General features: G+C 71.7%; 23 protein-coding genes. 8 read left to right on the forward strand and 15 right to left on the reverse strand.

The annotated features are described in order from the left end of the window. Positions 1-22 precede the first annotated feature (22 nt). The 4 genes from N1028_RS07630 to N1028_RS07645 are packed head-to-tail and all read right to left on the reverse strand — an operon-like array spanning position 23 to position 4,350. Positions 23-475, reverse strand: coding sequence for a hypothetical protein (locus N1028_RS07630; protein ID WP_259526341.1), 453 nt, complete (start codon positions 473-475; stop codon positions 23-25). 8 nt (positions 476-483) lie between these two features. Further along, positions 484-684: a hypothetical protein gene (locus tag N1028_RS07635; RefSeq protein ID WP_259526342.1), complete on the reverse strand. Its 201-nt coding sequence runs from the start codon at positions 682-684 to the stop codon at positions 484-486. Continuing rightward, the gene (locus N1028_RS07640) at positions 674-2,074 is read right to left on the reverse strand and encodes a glycosyltransferase (protein WP_259526343.1); all 1,401 of its coding nucleotides are present in this window, start codon (positions 2,072-2,074) and stop codon (positions 674-676) included. The genes N1028_RS07635 and N1028_RS07640 overlap by 11 nt, the downstream gene beginning before the upstream one ends. Next, complete coding sequence (locus N1028_RS07645) at positions 2,071-4,350, reverse strand: glycosyltransferase (RefSeq protein ID WP_259526344.1); 2,280 nt, start codon at positions 4,348-4,350, stop codon at positions 2,071-2,073. The genes N1028_RS07640 and N1028_RS07645 overlap by 4 nt, the downstream gene beginning before the upstream one ends. A 119-nt stretch (positions 4,351-4,469) precedes the next feature. On the opposite strand from N1028_RS07645, the gene N1028_RS07650 reads away from it, so the two are divergent. Genes N1028_RS07650 through N1028_RS07660 form a run of 3 tightly spaced genes read left to right on the forward strand, consistent with a single transcriptional unit; the run spans position 4,470 to position 7,065 of the window. Then, the gene (locus N1028_RS07650; RefSeq protein WP_259526345.1) at positions 4,470-5,465 is read left to right on the forward strand and encodes a methionine ABC transporter ATP-binding protein; all 996 of its coding nucleotides are present in this window, start codon (positions 4,470-4,472) and stop codon (positions 5,463-5,465) included. Beyond that, a complete protein-coding gene (locus N1028_RS07655) occupies positions 5,462-6,229 on the forward strand; it encodes a methionine ABC transporter permease (protein ID WP_259526346.1) in 768 nt (255 codons plus the stop codon). The genes N1028_RS07650 and N1028_RS07655 overlap by 4 nt, the downstream gene beginning before the upstream one ends. Beyond that, positions 6,226-7,065: a MetQ/NlpA family ABC transporter substrate-binding protein gene (locus tag N1028_RS07660; protein ID WP_259526347.1), complete on the forward strand. Its 840-nt coding sequence runs from the start codon at positions 6,226-6,228 to the stop codon at positions 7,063-7,065. The genes N1028_RS07655 and N1028_RS07660 overlap by 4 nt, the downstream gene beginning before the upstream one ends. Before the next feature lie 26 nt (positions 7,066-7,091). On the opposite strand, the gene N1028_RS07665 is transcribed toward N1028_RS07660, so the two are convergent. Further along, positions 7,092-9,734 carry a putative Ig domain-containing protein gene (locus N1028_RS07665; RefSeq protein WP_259526349.1) on the reverse strand — a complete coding sequence of 881 codons (2,643 nt, stop codon included), beginning with the start codon at positions 9,732-9,734 and terminating at the stop codon, positions 7,092-7,094. A 41-nt stretch (positions 9,735-9,775) separates the two neighbouring features. Next, entirely contained in the window at positions 9,776-12,466 is a 2,691-nt protein-coding gene (locus N1028_RS07670) for an Ig domain-containing protein (RefSeq protein ID WP_259526350.1), read from the reverse strand. 71 nt (positions 12,467-12,537) lie between these two features. Between N1028_RS07670 and N1028_RS07675 the strand changes: the two genes are divergently transcribed. Further along, on the forward strand, positions 12,538-13,422 hold the full coding sequence (locus N1028_RS07675) for an SDR family NAD(P)-dependent oxidoreductase (protein WP_259526351.1): 885 nt from the start codon (positions 12,538-12,540) through the stop codon (positions 13,420-13,422). A gap of 20 nt (positions 13,423-13,442) precedes the next feature. On the opposite strand, the gene N1028_RS07680 is transcribed toward N1028_RS07675, so the two are convergent. Genes N1028_RS07680 through N1028_RS07690 form a run of 3 tightly spaced genes read right to left on the reverse strand, consistent with a single transcriptional unit; the run spans position 13,443 to position 14,901 of the window. Next, the gene (locus N1028_RS07680) at positions 13,443-13,781 is read right to left on the reverse strand and encodes a DUF3140 domain-containing protein (RefSeq protein ID WP_259526352.1); all 339 of its coding nucleotides are present in this window, start codon (positions 13,779-13,781) and stop codon (positions 13,443-13,445) included. A gap of 10 nt (positions 13,782-13,791) precedes the next feature. After that, positions 13,792-14,154 (reverse strand): PRC-barrel domain-containing protein, encoded by a 363-nt coding sequence (locus N1028_RS07685; RefSeq protein WP_259526353.1) that lies wholly within the window; start codon positions 14,152-14,154, stop codon positions 13,792-13,794. A 21-nt stretch (positions 14,155-14,175) separates the two neighbouring features. Continuing rightward, on the reverse strand, positions 14,176-14,901 hold the full coding sequence (locus N1028_RS07690; protein ID WP_259526354.1) for a hypothetical protein: 726 nt from the start codon (positions 14,899-14,901) through the stop codon (positions 14,176-14,178). A 125-nt stretch (positions 14,902-15,026) separates the two neighbouring features. On the opposite strand from N1028_RS07690, the gene N1028_RS07695 reads away from it, so the two are divergent. Further along, positions 15,027-16,637: an ABC-F family ATP-binding cassette domain-containing protein gene (locus N1028_RS07695; protein WP_259526355.1), complete on the forward strand. Its 1,611-nt coding sequence runs from the start codon at positions 15,027-15,029 to the stop codon at positions 16,635-16,637. Positions 16,638-16,823: 186 nt separating this feature from the next. On the opposite strand, the gene N1028_RS07700 is transcribed toward N1028_RS07695, so the two are convergent. The 3 genes from N1028_RS07700 to N1028_RS07710 all read right to left on the reverse strand — a co-directional run bounded on the left by N1028_RS07700 (position 16,824) and on the right by N1028_RS07710 (position 20,131). After that, a complete protein-coding gene (locus tag N1028_RS07700) occupies positions 16,824-18,563 on the reverse strand; it encodes a cell wall-binding repeat-containing protein (RefSeq protein WP_259526356.1) in 1,740 nt (579 codons plus the stop codon). A 128-nt stretch (positions 18,564-18,691) separates the two neighbouring features. Further along, positions 18,692-19,534: an aldo/keto reductase gene (locus N1028_RS07705; protein WP_259526357.1), complete on the reverse strand. Its 843-nt coding sequence runs from the start codon at positions 19,532-19,534 to the stop codon at positions 18,692-18,694. A 36-nt stretch (positions 19,535-19,570) separates the two neighbouring features. Then, positions 19,571-20,131, reverse strand: a complete 561-nt coding sequence (locus N1028_RS07710; protein ID WP_375163470.1) for a ribonuclease H family protein — start codon at positions 20,129-20,131, stop codon at positions 19,571-19,573. A gap of 132 nt (positions 20,132-20,263) precedes the next feature. Here N1028_RS07710 and N1028_RS07715 point away from each other — a divergent pair, with 132 nt between their 5' ends. Further along, complete coding sequence (locus N1028_RS07715; RefSeq protein WP_259526358.1) at positions 20,264-20,479, forward strand: hypothetical protein; 216 nt, start codon at positions 20,264-20,266, stop codon at positions 20,477-20,479. A gap of 14 nt (positions 20,480-20,493) precedes the next feature. Continuing rightward, complete coding sequence (locus N1028_RS07720; RefSeq protein WP_375163471.1) at positions 20,494-21,078, forward strand: DUF1349 domain-containing protein; 585 nt, start codon at positions 20,494-20,496, stop codon at positions 21,076-21,078. Between the two features lie 227 nt (positions 21,079-21,305). On the opposite strand, the gene N1028_RS07725 is transcribed toward N1028_RS07720, so the two are convergent. Next, complete coding sequence (locus N1028_RS07725) at positions 21,306-23,708, reverse strand: ATP-binding cassette domain-containing protein (RefSeq protein WP_259526359.1); 2,403 nt, start codon at positions 23,706-23,708, stop codon at positions 21,306-21,308. Positions 23,709-23,772: 64 nt separating this feature from the next. Here N1028_RS07725 and N1028_RS07730 point away from each other — a divergent pair, with 64 nt between their 5' ends. Beyond that, positions 23,773-24,018, forward strand: coding sequence for a hypothetical protein (locus tag N1028_RS07730; RefSeq protein ID WP_259526360.1), 246 nt, complete (start codon positions 23,773-23,775; stop codon positions 24,016-24,018). A gap of 9 nt (positions 24,019-24,027) precedes the next feature. Here N1028_RS07730 and N1028_RS07735 read toward each other — a convergent pair whose 3' ends face one another. Together N1028_RS07735 and aztA are read right to left on the reverse strand one after the other, a co-directional pair. Further along, complete coding sequence (locus N1028_RS07735; RefSeq protein ID WP_259526361.1) at positions 24,028-25,011, reverse strand: NADP-dependent oxidoreductase; 984 nt, start codon at positions 25,009-25,011, stop codon at positions 24,028-24,030. A gap of 34 nt (positions 25,012-25,045) precedes the next feature. Continuing rightward, positions 25,046-25,726 (reverse strand): zinc ABC transporter ATP-binding protein AztA, encoded by a 681-nt coding sequence (gene aztA / locus N1028_RS07740; RefSeq protein ID WP_259526363.1) that lies wholly within the window; start codon positions 25,724-25,726, stop codon positions 25,046-25,048. Positions 25,727-25,771 lie beyond the last annotated feature (45 nt).

The raw sequence follows: 25,771 nt of genomic DNA on the forward strand, positions 1-25,771 counted from the left end.
GAGACCGGTGCGGGGCGTGGGGTCAGGCGGAAGTGCGAGGCCGAGGCGACGGCGTCCCGGGCATCAGGCGGAGGTAGGAGACCGAGGCCGCTGTGCCCCCGACCGCCAACGCGAGCCCGGCCACCGCGGCGGCCGGCCGGCCGGCCGACACGGCGATGGTGAGGTTCCCCACGGCGTTGAGCACGAGCCCGGCCATCACCGGTCCGCGGGTGCGGCGGATCCGCCCGTCGGCGACCCGCGCCACGGCCACGACCGCCAGAAGCCACGTGCCACCGGCGACCGCCGCACACGCGCCGACGAGGGCGCCGTCGAGCGCCGTGGAGGACCCAGGGACGGCCCGCGAGCGGATCACGGCCGCCGCCGTGCCCGCCGCGACCACCCCCGCCAGGTCGAGGCACAGCACGATCCGGAGCCCCCGCACGCTGCGGGAGCCGACCCGCCCGGGCCGATCTTCACGCCCTCCGTCGCGGTGCATCCGGCCCGTCACACGGGGTCGTTGTGCCGATCGTGGGGAGTCGATTTGAAGCGGCCGGGCATGGCGGGGTACTCCGACGACGCGGTCTCGCGGCCGGGGGTCGGCTGCGGGTTCACGTCGTCGAGGGTCAGGAGGCCGTCGGGATCCTTGGGGTCGTGGTGGCCGTTCAGTCGCTCGCCGAGCCGGGCCTTGTCGTCGTCATCTGGCATGCTTCCAGCTTGCCCCGTCGGCGGCTCCGCGGCAGCGGCCACGACGATCGAGATCGACGCCGGATGCCGGATGCCGGAGGGCGGATGACGCGGGGGAGGTGGCGGCTGCGTAGGCCCGCTCGGGGCCGGGGAAGCTCCTGAGCCCCGCGGCGATGGCACCGAGCTCCACACGACCGGGGTAGTCGGGGGAGAGCAGGCGGCCGAGCGCCTCCGCGAGCTCGGCGGGCGTGGCCGCGTTCGGATCGAGCGCCTCACCGAGCCCGGCCCGCTCGAGCGCGGCGGCCCCGGCGAACTGGTCGGTCGAGAACGGGAGCACGAGCAGCGGCACCCCCGAGTCGACCGCCTCGGTCACGCTGTTGTTGCCGCCGTGCGTGACGGCGGCGGCCGCGTGCCGCAGCAGCGTCACCTGCGGCAGGTGCTCGCGCACGAGCCAGCGGGCCGGGAGGGGGCCGAGCCGCGCGGAGTCGCCCGATCCGGTGGCCACGGCCGCCCGCACCCCGAGCTGCCGGAGCGCCTCGGCCACTCGCGCGAGCACGTCGTCGCGCACCGAGAGGAAGCTGCCGAAGCTCACGTAGACGAAGGGATCGGCCGACTCCGCGATCCACGCCTCGACCGCGGCGTCGCCCGAGTCGTCGCGCCGGGTGGAGCCGAGGTGCGTGTGCGGAGGCAGGAGCGATGCGCGGGCCGGGTCGTCGAGCTCGGCCGGGTAGTTGAACAGCAGCAGGTCGCCGGTCTCGGAGAAGGCCGACGCGGAGGGCGGGAGCTCGGGAGCGAGCGCCGCGAGGGCGGCGTTCCACTCGGCCGTGAAGCTCTCGCTCACCCGCCGGCAGAGGGCCTCGAGCCCGGCGAGGGCATCCGGATCCGGATCGAACGCGGCCGGCCAGGCGGCGGGGTAGCCGTAGAGCTCGTCGCCCACGGGCAGCGCGCTCGGGTGGCCGAGCACCACATCGGCATAGCGGATGCCGGCGGCCTCGAGCCCCAGGCGGGCGCTGAAGGCGAGGTGGTCGACGATGACGGTGTCCGGCTGCACGGCCTCGACCACCGCGATCGTCGCGGCCGCCTTCTCGACCGGCCGCCACATGAGGTCGGTGAGGCGCTCGCCGGCCTGGTAGTGCAGGGTCGGCACGAGACCGAGCCGCGTGGCGTCGAAGAAACCGCGCAGCGAGTCGTCCTCCTCCTCGGGCTGCTCCTCGGCCCGGATGACGCCCGGGTTCGACCCGCGGCCGAGCTCGAGCGGCACCCGCTCGAAGCCGAAGCGGCGCACGATGTCGTCGGTGGCCGGACCCGTGGCCACCACCACGCGCTCGCCGCGGCGCTGCCAGGCGGTGGCGATGGCGGCGAGCGGGAGCAGGTGCGAGGCGTAGTCGGGGCTGATGACGAGCAGGGTCACGCGGCACTCACCGGCCAGAGCGCGGCGGCATCGACGCTCTCGCGACGCACCTCGCCGTACACCTCGCGGAGGGCGGTGGCCATGGCCTGGATGGTGAAGTCGCGCTCCACCACCGCGCGCGAACGGGCCGCCCGGGCGGCGCCCGCTGCGGTGAAGGCGCGAGGGGTGGGGGCCGCGCCGGATCCGGTCGTGGGAGTGCCCTCGGAGACGGGGTCGACCTCGGCGTCGGCCGCATCGAGCGCGCGGTCGATCGTCTCGGTGAGCGCCGACGGATCCCAGGTGCGGGTGAGGAACCCCGTCACGCCGTCCTCCACGTAGGTCGCCGGCCCGCCGCCATCCGGAGCCACCACGAGGAGCCCCGTCGCCATCGCCTCGAGCAGGGCGATGCCGAACTCCTCCTTCACGCTGCCGCAGACGTAGACGCCGCTGGCCGCGTTGGCCCCCGGCAGCCCGGTGCGGGCGGCCGCGACCCAGCGGGCGACCGTGTCGTTGGGCCGGTGTCCCGGCATCAGAAGGCCGCGGGCCGCGCGGTCGTCAGCCGGCACCACGCGGTCGATGGCGTCGATCTGCTCGCGCTCGTCGGCGGAGGGGTGCTCGAGGTCGCCGCCCACGAGCAGCAGGTTGGCCCGGTCCGCAGCCGAACCGCGCTGCCAGGCGGCCACGATGGCGGCCATGCCCTTGACCCGGTGGAAGCGGCCCACGCTCACGAGCAGGGGCAGGCCCCGGCGCTCGGGCGGGATCGTGCCGACGAGCGCGTGCAGCTCGGCTAGCTCGGGCCCGAGCGCGTGCCCGTGCCCGTCACCGGCGGTCGCCTCGGCCACGGCCCGGTCGACGACCTGCAGGTCGATCCCTTCCGGCACCACCGAGTGCCGCTCAGGATGCGCGTCGATGTCGATGCCGAGCAGCTCCCGCATGTCGCGTCGCAGCTCGGGGCGGGGGAACAGCACGGTGCGGTTCGCGTTCGAGGCGAGCCGCTGCACGAGCCGGGCGCGGAACCAGTAGTGCTCCACCTCGTCGACGGCGCCGAAGCTCTCGCGGGTGAGTGAACCGGCCGCGTCCATCGACTGGATGACGGCGTGCGGATCCGGAGCCACCGTGAACACCACCGGCAGGTCGAGCTCGCGCGCCACGTCGGAGGCGGCGAGGCTGCCCACCTCGGCCATGCGCAGGTGCAGCACGTCGACCCCGCCGGCGGCCCGCAGCATGCGGCGGATGCCCCGGCGGGCGGCCACCCGCTGCGGCCAGGCGGTCGCCGAGCTGGCGGTGGGGGTGAGCAGGGGGATGCGGCCGTAGTGGTGCCCGCTCGTGGTGCCGGCGATGTCGGCGACGCTCGCGATGGCATCCGGGACCGAACCTCGGGAGAGGGTGATGACACGGCCGATGCCGGCGGAGGCGGAGAAGCCGTCGGCGTGTGCGTCGACGGGGTTGCCGCCGCGCCCACCCTCGACCAGGGCGTCGCCGAGTCGCACGAGGAGTGTGGCGACGCCGCCGTTGTCGCCGCTGCCCGCCGCGCTCAGGTGCGCGTCGATGTCGGCGTGCAGGAACAGCTGGGCCACGGTGAGCGGGCCGTCGGTGCGAGGGGTGCGGATGGCTCCGCCCGAGAGGTCGATCAGGGCGAGCTGCGCCACGTCCGAGAGCTGCTCCTCGCCGCGGGCGAGCCCGTCGAGCAGCTCGGCCACGCGATCATCACCCCGCCGCTGCCCGAGGGCGGCCACGGCGGCGGTGCGCACGAGCGAGCCCTCGCCCGTGTCGCCCGCGGCGGCGAGGAGTCGGCGGGTGGGGCCGGATCCGCGGATCAGCCCGAGGGTCTCGACCAGCCGATACCGCGCGGCGGGTTCGTGCACGCCCAGCAGGGCGCCCTCGAGTCCGACCGCGACATGCTCGGGGGCGGTGACGGCCCACTGCTCGAGCGAGCGCTGGGCGATCATGCCGCCGAAGCCGCCGCCCACCACCATGCCGATGAGCCGCCCGATGGCGTCGACGTGCGGGATGCGCGCGCCGAGCACCCAGGCGGCGTGCTCGCGCAGGAACCCCTGCTCTTCGGAGAGGAGGCCGGTGAGCACCCGGTCCGCGTCGTCGTCGACGACCTGCCCGAGGGCGTGCACTCCGGCGATGGCCACGACCTGATCGTCGCCGTGCACGGCTCCGGTCAGCAGCCGCAGCGTGCGCAGCCCGGGCTCGCGGTTGGCCTCGAACGCGAGGTCGTCTGCCCGCCGCATGGCTTCGACGATCCTGTCGGAGTCGCGCACGGCGTCGAGAGAGGTGAGGATGCCCATGACGATAACCCTAGGCTACCTAGCGGCTAGACAACCTAGAGAAATCAGAACTCGTCCCGATCGTCATACGACGTAACCGGATTACCCCCTGCGTCACCCGGGATGCTCGGATTGACGCCATGATCGAGCTGCGGAACCTCCGCAAGACCTACGGGCACGGGCCTCGGGCCGTCCGCGCCCTCGACGACGTGAGCATCTCGGTGCCCGCCGGCGAGATCTTCGGGGTCGTCGGCCGCAGCGGCGCCGGCAAGAGCACGCTCCTCCGCACGGTCAACGTGCTCGAACGGCCCGACAGCGGCACCGTCACCCTGGACGGCACGCTCATGACCGGCCTCGAGGGCGGCGCGCTGCGGCAGGCGAGGCGTTCGGTGGGCATGGTCTTCCAGCACTTCAACCTGCTCGCCAACCGCTCCATCCAGCAGAACGTGGAGTTCGCGCTCGAGGCCGCCAGGGTGCCGCGCGGCAAGCGCGCCTCGCAGGCGGCCGAGATGCTCGACCTGGTCGGCCTCAAGGATCGCGGCGGTGCGTACCCCGCCCAGCTCTCGGGCGGCCAGAAGCAGCGCGTGGGCATCGCCAGGGCGCTCGCCGCCAAGCCCCGCGTGCTGCTCTCGGACGAGGCCACGAGCGCCCTCGACCCCGAGACCACCGAGTCGATCCTCGACCTCATCCGCTCGATCAACCGCGAGCTGAAGCTCACCGTGCTGCTCATCACGCACGAGATGGACGTCGTGAAGCGCATCTGCGACTCCGCCGCCCTCATGGAGAACGGTGCGATCGTGGAGCAGGGCGAGCTCGTCGAGGTCATCCGCACCCCCGGCTCCAAGCTCGCCGCACAGCTCTTCCCGCTCGCCGCGCCCGCCGACGACGAGGGCCCCACCGTCATCGACATCACCTTCGCCGGCGGCACCGCCGACCGGCCCGTGATCGCCCGGCTGGCGCGCGAGCACGAGCTCGACGTGAGCATCCTCGGCGCCACCGTCGAGCGGATCGCGGGCACCCAGGCCGGCCGCACCCGGCTCGCCCTCCCCGTGGCCGGCGAGGCCGCCGCCGCCGTGGTCGCCGACCTCCGGCGCCAGGGCCTGATCGTGGAGTACCTGAAGGGAGGAGCCGCGTGATCGACTACGACTCCCCGGACTTCTGGAGCGACCTGTTCGAGGTGCTCCTCAAGGGCACGCTCGAGACCCTCTACATGACGGGGATCGCCACCGTCATCACCATCCTCGTGGGCCTCCCGCTCGGCATCCTGCTCGTCGGCACGGAGAAGGGCGCGTTCCTCGAGCGGAGCTTCGGCCCCGTGTGGGTGGCGCGCACCATCAACCGGGTCGTCGGATTCGTCGTGAATGTCGGGCGCTCGGTGCCCTTCATCATCCTGATGATCGCGCTCATCCCGCTCACCCGGCTGATCGTGGGCACGTTCGTGGGCACCACGGCCGCCATCGTGCCGCTCACCATCATCGCCATCCCGTTCTTCGCCCGGATGGTGGAGATCGCGGTCAACGACGTCGCCCCCGGCCTCTACGAGACGGCCGACTCGCTCGGCGCCACCAAGGGGCTGCTGATCAGGCGGGTGCTCCTCACCGAGGGGCTGCCGGCGATCCTCCTCGGCGTCTCGACCACCATCACCTCCATCATCAACTTCTCGGCGATGGTGGGCGTGGTCGGCGGCGGCGGGCTCGGCAACGTGGCCGTCACCTACGGATTCCAGCGCTACAGCTGGATCCACATCGTCTTCGTCGTCGTCATCCTGTTCGCGATCGTGCAGATCGTGCAGATCGTCCTGACCCGCATCGCCACCCGCGTCTCTCACCGGAGCAGCACAGCAGTGCTCCCGAAAGACGCCGAACTCACCATCAACCCCGCACAAGGAGTCGCAACATGACCGCTCGCAACCGCTTCGTCCGCCCCGCCGCCCTGCTCGGCGCGGCCGCCCTCACCATCTCGCTCGCCGCGTGCTCGTCGTCGTCGGATGCCACGTCGGAGTCCGGATCGGGCTCGTCGGAAGACCTCGGCACCATCAAGGTGGGCGCGCTCGCCGTGCCCGCCGGCGACCTGCTCGAGTGGGTCGACGAGAACCTCGCCGAGGAGGCCGGCCTCGACATCGAATGGGTCGAGTTCACCGACTACAACACCCCCAACCCAGCGCTCACCGACGGCTCGACGGATGCGAACCTGTTCCAGAACTCCACCTTCATGGAGACCTACAACACCCAGTCGGGCGGCGACCTCGTGAGCGTGGGCGAGATCTACCTGCCCGCCGCGGGCTTCTACTCCGACACGATCGAGTCGATCGACGAGCTGAAGGACGGCGCGACCATCGCCATCCCGAACGACCCGACCAACGAGGGCCGCGCGCTCAAGCTGCTCGCCTCGGAGGGCCTGATCGAGGTCGAGGACGACGTGACCAACCTCGACGGCATCACGGCCAACCCGCAGAACTTCGAGTTCTCCGAGATCGAGAACGCGAGCCTCGCCCTCGCGGTGCCGGATGTCGACGCCGCCTTCGTGACGGCATCCTTCGCCCTGCCCGCGGGCCTCACGACCGACCAGGCCGTCATCATCGAGTCGACCGACTCGACCTACTACAACATCCTGGCCACGACGCCCGAGCTCGAGAGCGACCCCCGCATCGAGAAGCTCGTCGAGCTCCTCACCGACCAGCGCACGAAGGACTTCATCGACGAGACCTGGAAGGGCCTCATCGTCCCCGTCGCGTAGCGGCCTCCGTCAGCGGGCGCTGACGGTCAGGAGCGCGCGGGTCGGCGGGTGCGGCGGAGCGCCGCGAGGCCCGCGAGGGCGAGCAGCAGGGCCGTGAGGGCGACGCCCGCCGCCTGGGGTGCGTCGCTTCCCGTGGCGGCGAGGCTGCCGCCCGGGCCGGTGGGTGCTCCAGCGATCGGCGGCGCCGGGCTCGGCGTGGGCCGACCGGGCCCGACCGGCTCGGCGGCGGCCGGCGCGATGGTGAGCACGAACGACGCCGTGAGGGTGCCGTCTGCGTTCGAGAGCGCGACCGTGGTGGTGCCCGCCGCCTCGGGCGTGCCGCTGAGCTCGCCCGTGAGGCTGTTGAGCTGCAGCCCGGCCGGCAGGGGGTCGGAGCCGGGGGCGAATCCCACGAACGGCTCGCTGCCCGTCGCCGCCAGCACGGTGGCCGAGTAGGCCGAGCCGACCGTGCCGGTGGGCGGATCCGTCGTCGCGAACGCGACCGGCGCATCCGAGACCGTCAGTTCGAACGTGGCCGGCGCGTCGACCACGGCTGCGCTGTTCTGCACCGTGAAACGCCACGTGCCGGCATCGAGCGGTGCACCCGTGAGGAGTCCGGTGGCCGGGTCGAGCACGATGCCGTCGGGCAGTGCGCCCTCGATCACCTCGAGCGCGAGGTCGGCGTGATCGCCCTCGACGAGAGGCAGTGAGACCGCCACCCCCGGCGTGGCCGTGAGGGCGGAGGCCGCGTACCGCACCTCGGCCGCGTGCACGGTGAGCTGGAAGGACTGCTGCTGGGCGTCGCGCCCCTCGGCCGGCTCGTCGAGCACCGTGAACGAGTAGACACCGGGCTCGGTGGGCGTGCCCGAGAGCACGCCGTCGGCGGCGAGCGAGAGCCCGGGCGGCAGCGGCGTCTCCGCCGAGACCGACAGGTTCATGCCGGTGCCGGCCGCGGTCACGAGCGAGGTGCTGTAGGTCACGTCGGCCTCGGCCTCCTCGCCGTCGCCCGCGAAGGTCGTGGGGAACACGACGGGGTCGCCGAGGGCGGCCTTCGCCAGCACGACGTCGTTCACGGTCTGCGTCACCAGGGAGTCACGACGCAGCGGCGAGCCCACTTCGGTGAGCTGCGCCACGAGGTAGACGTTGCCTGCGCTGGAGCCTCGCATCCAGGGCATGATCGTCAAGCTCGCTCCGGTCGCCCCCGGTAGGGACGTGCCCGGCTGCGTGGTCGAAGGGGTGACCTGCCACTCGTACGCGAACTTGACCGGGTCGACCGATCCGGTGGGCGAGTTCCAGACACCGGGGCAGACATACACGGTGGAGCCCACGGCGCCCGTGGGCTGAGCGACCGTCGGCGACGAGCAGGTGGCGAGGTCGCTCGTGAGCTTCGGCGCGTTCTCGACGGCGTTGGTGGCCGCCGGCCCCACGAAGCAGCTCTTCTTGCCGTGCGAGGTGATGTAGGTCTTGGTGGTGAACGGGTAGTTCGGTGTCGAGACCGCGAACGCGGAGGCGTTCGGCAGGGTCCACCACACGTTGCCGATGTCGTTGGAGAACTTCCACGTGGCTTTCAGGCCGTAGATCGGGCTCGACCACTGCGAGGTGTACCAGTCGCCGCTCTGCAGCGTCGTGGTGTCGGTCGCCTCGAAGGTGGAGGTCGACGACTTCGTGGTGATCGCGGTGCCCGAGACCGAAAGGCCCTCCTGGATCTTGGCCTTGACCAGGCCGGGCACGTTCTTCATGAGCTCCACACCGATCGAGGCGCTCACGGTCTCGGAGGTCGAGGTGGTGTTCACCAGCTGGGTGGAGGTCTTCACCGTGATGGAGAGTGGGTTCTCGGTGCGGTTGTACACCTGGGAGCCGAGCTCGCCGATCCCCACCCCGCAGCCCGTGGCCTGCACGTTCACCGTGCCGGAGCTGAAGACCCGGTTGTCACCCGCCGGGCGGTGCCATTCGGACTCGCCGGGGCTCTGGATGCGGCACGCGTCGTCGGTGGCGAGGCATCGGTTCGAGGCGTAACGGATCGCGAGGTTGAGGATGTTGCGCCATTCCACGGGCGCTCCGAACGCGTTGATCCGCTCGTTGTGCACCCGGAACTCCTGAGGGGTGTCTCCCGAGGAGCAGGGCACGAGGCGCGGGTACAGCTCGCGGCGATCCGGCCCGAAGTAGGGGTCGGCGAGCCCGGAGAGGCTGTAGACGCACTGGTTGTAGATGGCACTGGCGATGTAGAAGTACTGCCTGCCGGCCTCCGCGACACCGTCGGTGGGCTGGCGGTTCTGGGGGATGAAGTGGAACATCTGGGTGTCGTCGCCCGCGTTGCAGCCGGCCAGGATGACGCCGAACTCCCACTCGAAGGTGCGGCGCACCGTGAGGCACAGGCCGTTCTGCGTGATGAGCTTGGCCTTGCCCGTGGCGTCGGGCTGGATGGTGTACGAGTAGCGGTAGTTCTCGGTGCGCGGCGGGAAGGCCTCGAACTGCACGGCCTGGCCTATCGAGGGGGCGCCCACGAGGTCGTCGGCCGCGGGGGTCTCCGCCGGTTCCGGGGCCGGAGCCGTCGTCTCGGTGGCCGCCGCTGCGGCGTGCGCGGGAGCCGCCGAGAAGCCGATCGGTGCGAGCACCGCCGCGGCGATGCCGAGCCCGACGAGTATGCGCGCCAGTCGGGCGGGCCGGATGACGTTCGAGGAGACGTGCACGGTGGGTTCCGTTCGGATCGGGCGAGCTGAGGCGGGGCGGTTCATCGGGTGGCCGATCGGCGGCGACGGATGACGGTGAGCGACACACCGGCGGCGAGCACGAGCGCGGCGGCGAGACCCGTGGTCAGCAGGGAGTCGGTGTCGGAGCCCGTGGAGGCGAGCGCCTTGCCGGATCCGTTGGACGAGCCATCGGTGCCGGTGGTCGGGCCTCCCGGCTGAGCGGGGTCCGGTCGCCCGGCGTCGGGGCCCGCGGCGGCGAGCACGACGAGCTCGACCGTGCGACCGGTCGTCGCGGCATCCGCGGTGTCGACCAGGGTGACCGTCCACCGTCCGGCCGAGGTCGGCGTGCCGCTGATCTCACCGGTGAAGCTGTTCATCGCGAGACCGCCCGGGAGCTCACTGCCTTCGGCGAGGGCGAGCGAGGTGTGGCTGCCCACGGTCGTGAGCGCCGAGTAGGAGTACGGCGTTCCGACCTGCGCGCTGGCCGGCTCCTGGGTGGAATAGGTGGAGGAGCTCGGCGACACCTCGAGCGTGAAGTGCTCGGGGCGCTCCACGTTCGCGTCGGTGTTGTCGACGGTGAACTCGAACACACCCGCCTCGGTGGGGGTGCCCGAGAGCACACCCGTGGCGGTGTCGAGCTGCAGGCCGGGTGGCAGCAGGCCGTCGAGTCCGAGCTCCATGCCCTCCGGTGCGTCGGCGACGAGCGCGACCTCGGAGGCCGTGCCCACGACGGCGCTCAGCTCGGTGCTCTCGGCGTACTCCGTGAGCGGCGCCTCGATGACGAGGCGCACGGTGGTGGACGACGGTTCGGCGCCGCCGGCACCTGATTCCACGATGGCGAGGTCGTAGATCCCGTTGTCCGCGGGTGTCCCGGTGAGCTCGCCCGACGCGGAGAGCGTCAGCCCCTCGGGAAGGGCGCTCGCGGGCGCTACCGCCAGGTCGATCCCTGCGGCGGGGTCAGCCACGACGCTCGTGGCGTAGGGCTCACCCGTGAGGCCAACGGGCAGAGTTGGGATGAAGGCGGTCTGCAGCGCGGCCTGTTCCGGCACGGGCGCGGCGACCGGTGCCCCGGCGGGCTTCGGCACGGTCGACGCGATCAGCACGGGGTTCGAGGCCACGGCGACGTTCGAGTCGAGCCTCGCGACGCTGCCGACCTCGGTGATGCGCACGCCGAGGTAGGTGGGCGTCGTGGCCGGGGTGGTCGACCCCCTGATCTGGAAGCGGTCGCCGGCGCCGATCGACCCGGCCACCGGATGGATGCCGTCGGTGCCGCCCTGCGTGAGGTACCACTCGTAGGAGTACTGCGCCGGCTCGGTCGTGGCCCCCAGGTCCCAGGTGCCGGGGCAGACGTAGAGGATCTCCTGGTCGGCGCCGGTGGGAACCCGCGGGGTCGACGCGCACGTGGCCGGATCCGTGGTGATCACGGGGGCCACGGTGTTGAGCGAGGGGGCGGCCGCCGTGCAGTTCTTGCCGTACTTGGAGCCGACGGGCGTGTACGTGGTCGGGTCGGCGCCGTCGAGGATGACGGGCAGCGTGGTGCGCGCCGGGATGGACCAGGCCAGCGACCCCGCTGCTCGCGGGTGGTCGATGTCCATCTGCCAGGCTCCAGAGAGGGCGAAGGTGCGCTGGGTGTACAGCCCCATGAGCGACGCCCCCGGAGCGATGGTGGTCGAGATGGAGCGGGTGACGCTCGTGGTCTCGCCGATCGTCTGCGCGATCTGCTCGCCGATGGCGAAGCTCGAGCTGAGCTCCGCACCCCAGACATCCTTGACCCCCACCTCGGCGACGGCCTTCGAGCTCTGCGTGAGGGTGCCCGAGAGGGAGAGGCTCTTGGCCACCGAGACCGTGCCGGTCACGGTGGCGGGAGCCGGTTGCGTGGTCGCGTTGACCGTGGAGCTCGTCTTGCCGCTGCCGCAGCCCTGCGAGACCGTGGTGACCACGCCGAGGAGCGAGACGTCGGGATCGGCCGAGTCGAACCACTGACCCGCGTAAGGCCCCGAGTCGGGTGAGACCTGGCAGGATCCGGGGCGGTCGAGGCAGCGGTTGGTGGAGTGCACGGTGGCGAGCGCGAGGAGCTGCGACCAGTGCAGGGTCTTGCCGTCCTCCCGCACCTCGTTGCCGATCACCCAGGCCTGGCCACGGTCGCCCTCGGCGCAGCGCCACATGTGGGCCTGCTGGTCGAAGTCGTCCGAGCCGAAGTTGAGCCCCTTGTTCCCCGCCCAGACGCAGTCGTCGTCGTAGGCGCTCACGATGGAGAAGTACTCGGCGCCCTTCGTGGAGTCCGCGGTCGAGCGCGGATTGTGGTTCTGAGGGATGAAGTAGAACAGGTGGTAGGGGTTGCCCGCCTGGCAGGTGGTGCGGTCGAGCGACGGGTGCTCGGGGCGGCCGCCGCCGGACGGCTGTGTGGTGAGACACGTGCCCCGGGAGTTCTTGATCATGGCGAGACCGGTGTTCCAGTCGGGCACGATCGTGTAGCGCTCGGTCGGCTGCTCGGAATCGTAGGAGTGCTCGAAGAGCACGTTCTCGAGTGCCTTCTGCTCACCCGCGCCGGGGGCGTCCGCGGCGGCGGTGATCGGCGCGGCAGATGCGGCCAGAGGGGTGACCGAGACCGCGCAGGCGACGGCGACGGCGAGGATCGAGGCGCGCAGGAGCGCAGCGCGGAGAGGGCGCACGGGAAGGGCCTTTCGAGCGGGATCGGCCCGGAGACCACCGAGCTCCTCCACTGTAGGCACGGGGTTCCCCGTGCATAACTCCCAGAAGGGGTGGGCCCCATACAGGGGGCCACCCGGGGCATGATGAGGAGATGGATGCTCCAGAGGTGTGGCTGGTCACAGGCGGCGGGCGCGGACTCGGGCGGGCGATCGTCGTCGCCGCGCTCGAGAGGGGGCACACGGTGGTCGCGACCGCGCGTGCTGAGCACTCGCTTCCCGCGCACGAGAGGCTGACGGTGCGGGCGCTCGACGTTCGCGACCGGGGGGCGACCCGCGAGGCCGTGAGGAACGTGGCGGAGCAGTTCGGGCGGCTGGACGTGCTCGTGAACAACGCCGGCTACGGGCTCGTCGGGGCCGTCGAGGAGGTCTCGGAGGAGGATGCGCGCGCGATCCTCGACACCGACCTGCTCGGCGCCCTCTGGGCGAGCCAGGCGGCGGTCGAGGTGATGCGGCCGCAGGGGTCGGGCGAGATCGTGCAGATCTCGACCACCGGGGCTGTCGGCGCGATGCCGACGCTGGGGCTCTACAACGCCGCGAAGTGGGGGCTCGAGGGATTCAGCGCCGCGATGGCGGCCGAGGTGGCGCGGTTCGGGATCCGGGTGACGATCGTGGAGCCCGGGAGCCTCGACACCGACTGGGCGGGCTCGAGCATGCGCTTCGCGAGCCCGGTGCCGGCCTACGACGAGGTGCGCAGCGAGCTGTTCGGTACTGCCGAGGTGCCGTGGCCGGCGCCGGATGCGACAGCGGGCACGGAGGCGGCGCTCGACGAGCCGGCCGACAGCGGTGGGGATGCGGAGGCGGATGCCGCCTCCGTCACGTCACCCGCCACCGCCGCGGCCGCGATCCTCGCGCATCTGGCCGATCCGTCCGACACCCGCCTGCGCCTGCTCGTGGGCGACGACGCCCCCGGTCAGGTGGCCGCGGCTCTCGAGGCGAGGCTCACCGACTACCGGCGCGATCCGCGATTCCCGCTGTGACGGTGGTCGCGGGGCCGGCGCTACTTCAGGGGGTCGTTGCCCCAGTTCATGAGGGAGTGCCGCCACGGCGTGTCTTCGACGTCGCCCTTCGGGCGCTGAGCGGAGTGGCGGGCCACGTAGCCTGTGACCTTCCGCATGTGCGAGTAGTCGGCGTCGGTGTAGTCGGCCTGCCTCTTCTCGAGGATGCGCACGATGTGCCGGCCGCTCTCATGGCCCGTCGACTCGCCGCCGCCGGACTTCTGGCCCACGGCCTTCGACTCGTCGGTCTCGAGCCACGTCTTCAGCTCGGTCGCCGTCATGTTCACGGCCTCGCCGAACTCGTCGCGCGTCTGCCTGCGGGCGTCGTCGGTGTCGCTCATGCCGCCGATCCTAAGCCTGCGTGGGGTCGGTGCGCCCCGCCGTCGCCGGCCGGTCGTCGGCACCCAGCCCGCGGTAGTATCCGCGCAGCCCCTGCTCCTGCTCGGGCGTCAGCCCGCCCTCCGGGTCGGGATGCGGGGCGTTCTTGACGTCGTCCTTGTCGAGCTCGACGAACACGTCGTCGTGCTCCCAGGTCGCCTCCTCGAGCGGCACGTAGAGGCTCGTGCGCCCGAACAGGCCGCCGTTCACCACCGCCCAGGTGGGGTGGCCGTCGGCCGCGTCGACGAGCACCTGGTCGATGCGGCCGATGCGAGCGCGGTCACGGCCGTGCACGGTCGCGCCGATGATGCTCTGGATGTTCTGCGAGGGCAGCATTCCGTCTCCTCTTCCCATTTGCTAGCGGCCGAGTCCGGCGCGGTCGACCTTGCGGTGGAACCTCATTCCGGCGACGCCGCCGAGGAGGGCCCCGCCGAGGCTCGCCAGTGCCACGGCGACCGCGGTGATGATGCCGACCGTCGTGACGTCGCCCTCGTTCAGCGGGATCCGCGGGAAGCCGTTCACGTTGGCCAGGATGTTGAACCGGCTGCCGGCGATCGCGCCCACGATGGCCACGACCACGGCGATCACCACGGCCCAGAGCCACACGGCGAGCCCCTGCTTCACGCCGTCGAAGCGGGCCATCCGCCCGGCCACGTAGCCGCCGCAGAAGTAGGCCACGAGGGTCACGACCACGAGGGCGATCGCCCCCACGATGCCGACCGTCGCGGCCTGGTCGCCGTCGATCGAGCCGGATCCGGTGCCGGTGTCGATCGCGCCGCTATCGGTGACCCCGAGGCCCACGGCGGCTCCGGTCGCGGCGACGAGGGCGGTCAGGAGCACCGCGGTGCCGGTCGCGGTCAGCCAGCCGAAGAACGCCGAACCGAACTTGAAGCCGCCGTACTCGCGGCGCTCCCGCTCGACGACGTTCTCGCGGAGGGTGCTGCGATCCTCGATGGGCACGGAGCCGGCGGGCACGGATCCGGCGGGCTGCGATCCGGCGGGCACCGAGCCGGTGGGCTGGGAACCGGTGCTCGGCGTCGCCGCGGCGTGGTCGGGCTCGCGAGGGGGAGGTGTGCTCGTCATGGTGGGTCCTTTCCAGGTCCGTCAGGCTCGAACCTACGACGGCAGCGCCGGTTCCGCCGCGGCTTGACAACCCACGATCGTGCTGGGTCGGCAGCTGCCAGGTGCCGACGTTAGGCTGAGGCACCGTGAGTCTCATCCGCCTGAACGACGTCAGCATCGAGTTCGACGGGCGCCCCGTGGTGAAGGAGGCCTTCCTCAAGCTGAAGGCCGGCGACCGGGTGGGGCTGATCGGCAAGAACGGCACGGGCAAGACCTCGTTCCTCGAGCTCATGCTCGGCCGGCTCGAGCCCACCACCGGCACGGTCGACGTCACGCTCGGCACCACGATCGGCTACTTCTCGCAGTTCTCCGAGCTCGATGGTGAGCGCAGCATCCACGGCATCCTGAGCGACCACTTCGAGGCCGTGCACGCCACCCAGCGCCGGCTCGACGAGATCGGGGAGGCGCTCGCGGCGCCCGGCCTCGATCTGGAAGGCAGCGGTCCGGCGAGCATGACGGGGCTCCTCGCCGAGCAGGGTGAGCTGTTCGAGACGATGGACGCGATCGACGGCTGGTCGTTCGAGAACACGATCGATTCGGTGCTCACGAGCCTCGGCTTCGACGAGTCGCGGCGTTCGCTGCCCGTCGACCGGCTCTCCGGCGGCTGGCGCAACCGGGCGGCGCTCGCCCGCATCCTCATCCAGTCGCCCGACGTGCTGCTGCTGGACGAGCCCACCAACTTCCTCGACCTCGACGGTGTGCGCTGGATCGAGAACTGGCTCGGCCGCTACCAGGGCGCCGTGCTCGTGGTGTCCCACGACCGGCAGTTCCTCGACGGGGTGGTCACGCGCATCGTCGAGATCGAGAACTACCGCCTGCAGGAGTACGAGGGCGACTACTCGGCCTACGTGCACGCCAAGCAGTCGCGCCTGAAGATGCTCGAGCGCCAGTTCGCGCACGAGGAGGAGCTGCTCGCCTACGAGCAGGCGGCCAGCGCCGCGCGCCGTGAGGCCGCCCGCAACCCGTCGAATGCGGTGGCGCGCCGGCTCGCCGACATCAAGAAGCGGCAGGCGCCGCGGCCCATCGACCAGATCATCACCGACATCTACGGCGGGCTCCGCGTGAGCAACGACCTGCTCGAGGTGGTCAAGCTCACGAAGGGCTTCGGCGGATCGCCGCTGTTCGAGGGACTGAGCTTCAGCCTGCACCGCGGCGACCGCGTGGCCGTGCTCGGCTCGAACGGTTCGGGCAAGTCGACGCTGCTGGATGTGCTGACGGGCGAGACCGAACCGGATGCGGGGCAGATCCGCTGGGCGAAGGGTGCGCGGTTCATCTCCTACAACCAGGTCTACGCCGAGCTCGACCTCACCGACACCGTGGGGCACGCCGTCAACGCGTATCCGGACTCGCTCGCCTTCAGTGCCACGAAGAAGAGCGTGGGCCGGTTCCTCGCGATGCTGCAGTTCTCGGAGGCCGACCTCAAGCAGAAGATCGGCACGCTCTCGGGTGGGCAGCGGGCGCGCGTGGCCATTGCGCAGTGCCTGCTGTCTGGTGCGGCGGTGATCGTGCTCGACGAGCCCACCAACCACCTCGACATCACGAGCACGCAGGTGATGGAGCGGGCCCTCACGCACTTCCCGGGGGCGGTGCTCGTGGTCTCGCACGACCGCTTCTTCGTCGACAAGCTCGCCGACCGGCTCCTCATCTTCGACGGCACCCCCGCCGTCGAGGAGCGCGCCGCCTCCGGCGCCCTCTGACCCCTCCCGCCGGTGGTCGGCGGAGCGTCGCGCGGACTTCGCCAAACCAGCCGCAGACCGACCGCTGTATCGGGCCGATGTGGTTCAGACGTGGCGAAGTCCGCGAAGATCGCGGCTTCCAGCGCGCTCAGGAGCTCGAATGGGCGGACGAATGCGGTACCGAACCGCGCAGCCGGAGCCCGCGGGTCAGCAGGGGCGGAGGGCGAGAACCGCCTTGGACAGCGACGCGGGACCGCCGATCAGGGTGACCTCGCGCACACCCTGCAGGCGCATCGCTGCGAGGGTGGCCGGCGGCACGCAATCGGGGCGCGACGTGTAGAGCGGTGCACCCTCCGCGCCGGCCAGCGCCGACCCCGTCAGGGCATCCGGGAACGTGCGGCCGGTGACCAGAAAGGCCCGGTCGCTCGTGCTGAACGCCGCCTGGTTCAGACTCACGGATGCCGCGTACCGATCCGCGCCGCCGTAACGGGTGACCGGCGCGATCTCTCCGAGGGCAGCGGCGACGCCCTCGGAGACCGAGGCCGGTCCGCCGGCGATGCGGATGTCCTGCGGCGCGAGAGCCGCGAGGGCGGCACGCGACTCGGGGTCGAGCGAGGCGGCCCCGCCGCGCACGAGGAGAACGGGGACACCCGCCGCCCCGGCGGCGGCACCCGCGCTGAGCGCGTCGGGGAAGTTCGCGCCGGTGGCGACGTACACGGAGGCTGCACCGTCCGGATACGCCTCGGCGGCGAGGGCCCGGGAGACGTCGTAGCGATCCGCGCCGCTGATCCGCACGGTGGGAGCGAGCGCGGACACCGCGCGCTGCACGGCCTCGGACACGGAGGCCGTGCCGCCCACCACGACGATGCGAGTGGGATCGAGGCGCCGCAGCTCGGCATCCACCACCGCCGGAAGGGCGTCGCGAGTAGTGAGCAGCACCGGACCGCGCTCGGCGGCCGCGATGGGCCCGGCGCTCAGGGCATCGGCGAAACCGGTGCCCGACACGAGGTAGGCGACGTCCGATCCTGCCGGATTGCCGGCCTTCGAGACGGCGGCCGACACCGTGTAGCGATCCGCACCGTCGATCCGCTGTGTCGCGATGGTGCCGTCGATGACCACGGGGATCGTGATCTCGGCGCGTCCGCCCGTGCCCGTGGTGATGGCCGGGCCGGCCGTGATCCAGATCCATCCGGTGGTGAAGCCGCTGAGGTCCTCCGGGAGTGTCAGCTCGAGGGCCGCGCCATCTGCGGAGGCGCTGTACCCGACGGAGTACTCACCTCCGGAGACGCGATCGAACAGTGTGGCGATCATGGCGGGCCCTCCCGTGGTGGACCAGATGCCGTCGGGGCCGTCCGTGAAGAAGCCCCTGTCCGCGGCGACCGTGAGGCGGCCGTCGGAGACGATGGCGGCGGGGGACGGGTCGCTTCCGTAGCGGTGCATCGTGCCGCCGCTCGAGGCTCGGGCGAGCGAGAGGTCGACGGGCGCGATCGTGCTCACAGGACTGCCCGCACCCGGCACGCTCGGGTAGAGGAACACGGAGAGGCGGACGAAGTTCGAGGTCTTCTCGTCGCGCCCGGTTATGGTGAGCTCGATCGGCGAGGAGATCGCCGGTCCCTCACGCAGAGGGACGTCGAATGTCCGGGCGCCGGCTGTGACGGTGCCGGAGGTCGTGGTCGCGGCGTCGTCCAGCGTCCAGGTGAGCGCGGGCAGGTCGAGGCTGCCGATCTCCGCGGGGAGCGTGACCCGGAGCGTGGTGGCGGTGCCGGCGACGTAGCCCGTCGACCAGACTGCGTCTATGCCGCGACCGGCCGGAGTGACGCGCACCGACGCGGTAGCGGCCGCCGAGGGTGTCGTCTCGACGGCCGTTGCGGCGACGGCCGGCCCCGTCAGCAGCGAACTCAGGATGAGCGCACCCGCCGTCGCGAAAACCGTTGCCCGTGCGCGCAACTCTGTGATCCCATTCATGCGAATCCCCCCGATTCGGTGCCCTGTTCGACACTGGTCGGGCAAGCGTAGCGTGTCGCCGTGCGGCGGGACGACGACCACGGTGCGGACTCCGCGGCCGTCGTCGCGGGCTACTGCTCCTCGTGGGTGGCGGGGTCGCCGCCGAAGAGGCGGCCGTCGGGCTTGCCGAGCGCGGTGATGGCGTCGACCTCGGCGGGGGTGAGCTCGAAGCCGAAGACGTCGAGGTTCTCGGCCTGGCGGGAGGGGGTGGAGCTCTTCGGGATGGGAACATTGCCCAGCTGAACCTGCCAGCGCAGGATCGCCTGTGCCGGCGTGACGCCGTGCGCCTCGGCGGCCGCCACCACCGCGGGCTCCTCGTAGGGCGCGTTACCCTTGCCGAGGGGGCTCCACGACTCGGTGAGGATGCCGAGACGGGCGTTGACCGCGCGCTGCTCCACCTGCGGGAAGTACGGGTGCAGCTCGATCTGGTTCACCGCCGGCGTCACGCCCGAGGCCTCGATGATGCGCGAGAGGTGCTCCTCCTGGAAGTTGCTGACGCCGATCGAGCGCACGAGGCCCTGCTCCCGGGCCTCGACGAGCGCCTGCCAGGCCTCGACGTACTGACCGACGCTCGGGTTCGGCCAGTGGATGATGTAGAGGTCGAAATGGTCGAGCTGCGCACGCCAGAGCGACTCCCGCACGGCATCGAGCGCGAGCGCCCTCTCGTGGTAGCGGCCGGGGAGCTTCGAGGTCACGAAGAGCTCGTCGCGCGCCACGCCGCTCCGGCGGATGGCCTCGCCGACCGTGCCCTCGTTGTCGTAGTTGAACGCGCTGTCGATCGAGCGGTAGCCCGTGCGGATGGCCGAGTCGATCGCCTCGACCCCGTCGGTGCCGCGGAGCGGATAGGTGCCGAAGCCGATCGCGGGGATGCGGTGGCCGTCGTTCAGGTCGAGGAGGGGAGCGAGTTCAGTCATGCCCTCCACGCTACGCCGGGAGGCGGGGCGGGGCGATCAGAACAGCGTGTCCTGCTGCACCGGGGCGGGAGCTGCCGACGCCGTAGGAGCGGGGGCCGGTGCGCTCGGCGCGTTCGCCGGAGTGCCGGCCGCAGCGCCCGGGAAGCCAGGGCCGGTGTCGGGCGCCTTCTTGCGGGCGTAGGCCTCCGCGGCCGCGCGCGCACGCGCATCCGCCGCCTCGTTCATGACGTGGCCGATGTGGCCCTTGACCCATTCGAAGGTGTAGCGGCGGCCCACGATGGCCTCGTCGATCTCCTTGATGAGATCGAGGTTCATGACCGGCTTGCCGTCGCCCTTCCGCCAGCCCTTGCGCTTCCAGCCGGGCATCCACTTGGTGATCGTGTTGATGACGTACTGGCTGTCGCAGAGGATGTGCAGGTCGTCGTCGACATGCGCCGTGGCACGGAAGAGCTCGAGCACCGCCTTCAGCTCACCCATGTTGTTGGTGCCGTGCGGCCAGCCGCCGGCGCCCCAGGTGCTGTCGTCGATGTACCAGGCCCAGCCTGCTGGTCCGGGATTGCCGAGGGCCGAGCCGTCGGCGGAAGCGGTGATAGTCATCGCCTCCCAGGGTAGCGGGCCTCCTCGGTGCGGGAGCGCGGCGCCGACCGGCGGATGCGCGGGTGTCGATGCTGCCTGGGCATTCGCGGCGAGAAACTGCGGCGCGGCGGGCGATGCTGGGAGCGTGGAGGCATGGACGCTCTCGTGCTCGTCGTGATCATGTCGCTGCTCGCCGCACTCGTGGTGGTGGGGGCGGTGGTGCTGATCCGTCGCCGTGCAGCCGCGCGCCGGCAAGGCGCGCCTGATCTGCAGCGAGCGGGGAACGATCCCGAGCGCGAGTCCGGCGACGCAGCGCGACGAGCCGAGGGCACGCAGGCCTGGATGCGCATCGGCGGCGGCGGAATGTGAGCGAGGAGACGGCGGTGGGATTCGACGGACTGCTGCAGAACGGGCGCTGGACCACCGCGCCCGTGCGGAGCGAACTCGACGGCGACGTTCTGAGGGTCGAGGCGCACGAAGGCAGCGATACCTGGCGCGTCACCTCCTACGGGTTCGTGCACGACACCGAGCACGCCCTGCTCGAGCCGTTCGGCACCGAGGAGGCCGTGGAGGTCTCGTTCGTGCTCGACTTCACCGCGCAGTTCGACCAGGCGGGGGTGTTCCTCCGCGTCTCGGCGACCGAGTGGATCAAGGCGGGGGTGGAGCTGTCAGACGGCGTTCCGCAGGTCGGAGCCGTCGTCACCCACGGCCACTCCGACTGGTCGGTGGCCCCGGTGCCCGAGTGGCTCGGGCGGGTCGTGACCGTGCGCGCGAGTCGATCGGGCGACGCCGTGACCGTGCGCGCCAAGGCGGCCGGTGAGCCGTTCCGCCTCGTGCGGGTGGCGCATCTAGACGCCGGGGCGGAGGTGTCGGCCGGCCTCTTCTGCTGCGCCCCCACCCGTGCGGGCTTCGAGGTCGCCTACACGGGCTACTCCCGAGGCCCCGCCGACGCCTCCCTGCACCCCTGAACCACCGCGGCCCTCCCACCCTCCGCCCCGCACTCCCTGCCCCCCGCTCCGCGCCCCGCGGCGTGCCGCTCGAATGCGTCGGGAACGACGGAGTTCAGCGGCCTCAGGCGATGAAGCCTCCGTCGATCGCTCCCCAAGGCTCAGGCTCCGTCGTTCCCACCCGTCTCGGGTGGCGGGCCGGTCGGGGCAGCGGGCCGGGAGGCCGGGCCGGGCGGCGGCACCGGGGCTCACGCCGGTGAGAGCGGATGCGCCCCCACGTAGGCGGCGAGGTGCTCCGCGGTGAGTGTCGAACGCGCCGCCACGAGCTCGGCCGGCGTGCCCTCGAACACGATCCGCCCGCCGTCGTGGCCCGCGCCGGGGCCGAGGTCGATGATCCAGTCGGCGTGCGCCATCACGGCCTGGTGGTGCTCGATCACGATCACCGACCGCCCCGACTCCACGAGCCGGTCGAGCAGCCCGAGCAGCTGCTCCACGTCGGCGAGGTGCAGCCCCGTGGTGGGCTCGTCGAGCACGTAGACCTCGCCCTTCTCGCCCATCTGCGACGCGAGCTTCAGCCGCTGCCGCTCGCCCCCCGAGAGCGTGGTGAGCGGCTGGCCGAGACTCAGATAGCCGAGCCCCACGTCGGCCAGGCGCGTGAGCACGGCGTGCGCGGCGGGGATGCGCGAGGCCGGATCGGCCGACGCCGGCCCGAAGAACTGCTCGGCCTCCGAGACCGGCATGCCGAGCACCTCGCTGATGTTGCGGCCGCCCAGCCGGTACTCGAGCACGGCGGCCTGGAACCGCCGCCCCTCGCACTCCTCGCAGGTGGTCGAGACGCCCGCCATCATTCCGAGGTCGGTGTAGATGACCCCGGCGCCGTTGCAGGTGGGACAGGCGCCCTCGGAGTTGGCGCTGAAGAGCGCCGGCTTCACCCCGTTCGCCTTGGCGAACGCCTTGCGGATGGGCTCGAGCAGCCCCGTGTAGGTGGCCGGGTTGCTGCGGCGCGACCCCCGGATGGCCGACTGGTCGATCGCGACCACCCCCTCCCGCGTGGCCACCGATCCGTGGATGAGCGAGCTCTTGCCGGAACCGGCGACCCCCGTGACCACCGTGAGCACGCCGAGCGGGATGTCGACGTCGACACCCGTGAGGTTGTGCGAGGTCGCACCGCGCACCTCGAGCGCCCCCGTGGGGCTCCGCACCGCGCCCTTCAGCGCCGCCTTGTCGTCGAGATGCCGGCCGGTGAGCGTGCCGCTGGTGCGGAGGCCCTCCACGGTGCCCTCGTAGACGACCTCGCCGCCCGCCGTGCCCGCGCGGGGGCCGAGGTCGACCACGTGGTCGGCGATAGCGATGGCCTCGGGCTTGTGCTCCACCACGAGCACCGTGTTGCCCTTGTCGCGCAGCTGCAGCAGCAGGCGGTTCATGCGCTGGATGTCGTGCGGGTGCAGGCCCACGGTGGGCTCGTCGAACACGTAGGTGATGTCGGTGAGCGACGAGCCGAGGTGCCGGATCATCTTCGTGCGCTGCGCCTCGCCACCCGAGAGGGTGCCCGAGGGGCGGTCGAGCGAGAGGTAGCCGAGCCCGATCTCGACGAAGGAGTCGAGCGTCTGGGCGAGCGAGTCGAGCAGGGGAGCGACCGAGGGTTCGTCGAGACCGCGCACCCAGGCCGCGAGGTCGCTGATCTGCATGGCGCACGCATCCGCGATGCTGATGCCGTCGATCTTCGACGAGCGGGCGCCCTCGTTCAGTCGCGTGCCCTCGCACTCGGGGCACGTGGTGAAGGTGAAGGCCCGGTCGACGAAGGCGCGGATGTGCGGCTGCATCGCGTCTCGGTCTTTCGAGAGCATCGACTTCTGGATCTTCGGCACGAGGCCCTCGTAGGTGAGGTTCATGTTCTCGAACTTGACCTTGACGGGCTCCTTGTAGAGGAAGTCGGCGAGCTCGGACTCGGTGAAGTCGCGGATGGGCTTGTCTCCGTCGAGGAAGCCGCTGGCCGCGAAGACCCGCACCATCCACCCGTCGGCGGTGTAGCCCGGCACGGTGATGGCGCCCTCGGAGAGCGACTTCGACTCGTCGTAGAGCTGACTGAGGTCGATGTCGTTCACCTGGCCGCGGCCCTCGCAGCGCGGGCACATGCCGCCCGTGACGGTGAACTCGCGCACCACGGCGGTGCCCCCGGATGCCTTCTCCACGGTCATCGCGCCGCTCGCCTTGGCCGAGGCCACGTTGAAGGAGAACGCGTTCGGCGAGCCGATGTGGGGCAGGCCCAGCCTGCTGAAGACGATGCGGAGCATGGCGTTCGCATCCGTCGCCGTGCCGACCGTGGACCGGGGGTTCGCGCCCATGCGCTCCTGGTCGACGATGATGGCCGTGGTGAGGCCCTCGAGCACATCGACGTCGGGCCGCGCGAGCGTGGGCATGAAGCCCTGCACGAACGCGCTGTAGGTCTCGTTGATCATGCGCTGCGACTCGGCGGCGATGGTGCCGAACACGAGCGAGCTCTTTCCCGATCCGGAGACGCCCGTGAAGACGGTGAGCCGGCGCTTGGGGAGCTCGACGCTGACGTCTTTGAGGTTGTTCTCGCGGGCGCCGTGCACCCGGATGAGGTCGTGCGTGTCGGCGAGGTGCGGCGGGGTCTCGGAGGCGGCCATGGCAGAAGGGTAGCGGCGCCCTTCGACATCCGCTTCTCGGATCCTGCCCGTCGCGGCGATCTGGGTGGTGATGGGATTCGCCCTGATGGCGCTGTGCGTGTTCCTCTACATCGGCATGTGGCGCACGGGGCTGGCGTTCCGGAAGGACACCGGGTTCCTCGTGCTCGGGATCCTCTTCCCGTACGTGTGGGCGTTCATCCTGGGCGGCCGCACCGCCGGGTACGAACCCCAGCTGCTCGCCTGGCACCGGCAGCCGCCGCCCCGCGCGGGCTACGGGTCGTACCTCCCGAACGCCGCCAACGCGTTCTAGCCGCCGCGCTCAGGCCCGCGCGTCGGCCACGTCGCGCGCCTTGAGGTGACGGCTCGCCGAGACCGGATGCGTGACCAGCACGACCTTGCCCCGGGAGTGCAGCCGATCGAGATCGGCGTAGGCCCGCGCCGTCTCGGCGAGCGGATAGAGCCCGGAGATGAGCAGCGTGAAGGCCTGCGTCTCGGCGAGGGCGAGCACCGCCTCGAGCTGGCGCGTGCCGTGCTCGACGGATTCGGCGTCGTCCTGCAGCAGCCGCAGCTCGGTGTCACGGCGGTCGGCGCTCGAGCGGTAGCGCGAGGCCGGCACGCCGAGCTCCTCGGCCAGCTCGAGGCCGTCCTGGCCGAAGTTGTCGATGAAGGCGGTCACGCCGCCGCGAGCAGCCTCGCGGATGCGGTCGGCGATGCCCGGGCCGTACTTCACCGGGATGATGCCGATCTGGCGCAGGTAGTCGAAGTTGCGCTCACCGCAGGTGCCGATGACGGTGGCGCCCCGGTGGCGTGCGATCTGGGCCTCGATGCTGCCGACCCCGCCCGCCGCCGCGGAGATGACGACGGTGTCGCCCGCGCCGATCCGGAGGTCGTCGAGCGTGTCGAGGGCGGTGACCCCGGCGAGGTAGAGCCCGCCCGCGGTCTCCCAGGTGACCCGTCTGGGCTTCTTCACGAGGGCGGCTGCGGGCACGGTGAGGTAGGTCGCGTGGGCTCCTGATCGCAGGTGCCCGACGACCTCGGTGCCGCGGGGCAGCGCCGATTCGGCGGAGTCGACCACGATTCCGGCGAAGCAGCTGCCCGTTCCGCGGGGGAACGGCTCATCGGCCCAGCTGGTCTCCCGGCCGCTCCGGATGAAGCCGTCGATGTGGCTGATGCCCGCGGCGATCACCTCGACCGTGACCTCGCCCGCGCCGGGCGGCGGGAGCGGGCGCCGACGGAGCTCGAGCACCTCGGAGTCTCCCGCTCGGTCGTACTCGATGACGTCTGTCTCGCTCGGCTTCTTCACCGCGACCACCTCGACTTCCCGATCTCTGCTCAGGCTAAGCAGTGCGGGGCGCGGCGTCCAGACCCGGTGTGCGATCCGGGGTGGGCAATCGCACGATCCGGTCGGCCACGGCTGCATCGGCCGGATCGTGCGTGACGAGCACCACGGCGGTGCCGGCCCGTGCGGCACCGGTGAGGGCGCGCACCACGGCCGCGCGGGAATCGGTGTCGAGCGCGGTCATCGGCTCGTCGAGCAGGAGGACGGGTGCCTGTCTGGCGAGGCCCTGCGCCACGAAGGCGCGCTGCCGCTGGCCGCCCGAGAGCTCCTGCACGGGCCTGGCCCGGAGGGCCGCGAGGCCGACCGTCTCGAGGCTCTCGGCCACGATGAGCCTGTCGGCGGGGGAGAGCCGCCGCCAGAGGCCGGCGTGCTTCCAGCGCCCCATCGCGGCCACCTCGCCCGCCGTGATGGGGAGGGAGTCGGGCACGGGCGTGCTCTGCGCGACGAGGGCGACGCCCGGTCGGCCGATCCGCTCGATGCGCCCCCGGGTGGGGCGGATGAGGCCGGCCAGGAGGGCGAGCAGAGTGGACTTGCCGCTGCCGTTCGGGCCGGTCAGGGCCAGGATCTCGCCGGGATGGATCTCGAGGTCGAGCGGCACGAGAGCCTGTGCGGCGGTGGCGGCGGCGGCCGGGTAGCTGTAGCCGACGGAGTGCAGCCGGAGGACGGGAAACGGGGTCACCTTCGGCACTGTACTAGATGATAACGATTCTCAATATCGTGTACC

This window comes from Herbiconiux oxytropis, assembly GCF_024979315.1.
GTDB classification, from domain to species: domain Bacteria; phylum Actinomycetota; class Actinomycetes; order Actinomycetales; family Microbacteriaceae; genus Herbiconiux; species Herbiconiux oxytropis.

Excerpts from the sequence above, each read along its gene's own strand:
- N1028_RS07685 (WP_259526353.1), bottom strand. The coding sequence starts at position 14,154 with ATGCTGCCCTCGCAGAACATCCAGAGCATCATCGGCGCGACCGTGCAC.
- N1028_RS07650 (WP_259526345.1), top strand. The coding sequence starts at position 4,470 with ATGATCGAGCTGCGGAACCTCCGCAAGACCTACGGGCACGGGCCTCGG.
- N1028_RS07660 (WP_259526347.1), top strand. The coding sequence starts at position 6,226 with ATGACCGCTCGCAACCGCTTCGTCCGCCCCGCCGCCCTGCTCGGCGCG.
- N1028_RS07725 (WP_259526359.1), bottom strand. The coding sequence starts at position 23,708 with ATGGCCGCCTCCGAGACCCCGCCGCACCTCGCCGACACGCACGACCTC.
- N1028_RS07680 (WP_259526352.1), bottom strand. The coding sequence starts at position 13,781 with ATGAGCGACACCGACGACGCCCGCAGGCAGACGCGCGACGAGTTCGGC.
- N1028_RS07635 (WP_259526342.1), bottom strand. The coding sequence starts at position 684 with ATGCCAGATGACGACGACAAGGCCCGGCTCGGCGAGCGACTGAACGGC.
- N1028_RS07690 (WP_259526354.1), bottom strand. The coding sequence starts at position 14,901 with ATGACGAGCACACCTCCCCCTCGCGAGCCCGACCACGCCGCGGCGACG.
- N1028_RS07630 (WP_259526341.1), bottom strand. The coding sequence starts at position 475 with ATGCACCGCGACGGAGGGCGTGAAGATCGGCCCGGGCGGGTCGGCTCC.
- N1028_RS07645 (WP_259526344.1), bottom strand. The coding sequence starts at position 4,350 with ATGGGCATCCTCACCTCTCTCGACGCCGTGCGCGACTCCGACAGGATC.
- N1028_RS07710 (WP_375163470.1), bottom strand. The coding sequence starts at position 20,131 with ATGACTATCACCGCTTCCGCCGACGGCTCGGCCCTCGGCAATCCCGGA.
- N1028_RS07715 (WP_259526358.1), top strand. The coding sequence starts at position 20,264 with ATGGACGCTCTCGTGCTCGTCGTGATCATGTCGCTGCTCGCCGCACTC.
- N1028_RS07675 (WP_259526351.1), top strand. The coding sequence starts at position 12,538 with ATGGATGCTCCAGAGGTGTGGCTGGTCACAGGCGGCGGGCGCGGACTC.
- N1028_RS07705 (WP_259526357.1), bottom strand. The coding sequence starts at position 19,534 with ATGACTGAACTCGCTCCCCTCCTCGACCTGAACGACGGCCACCGCATC.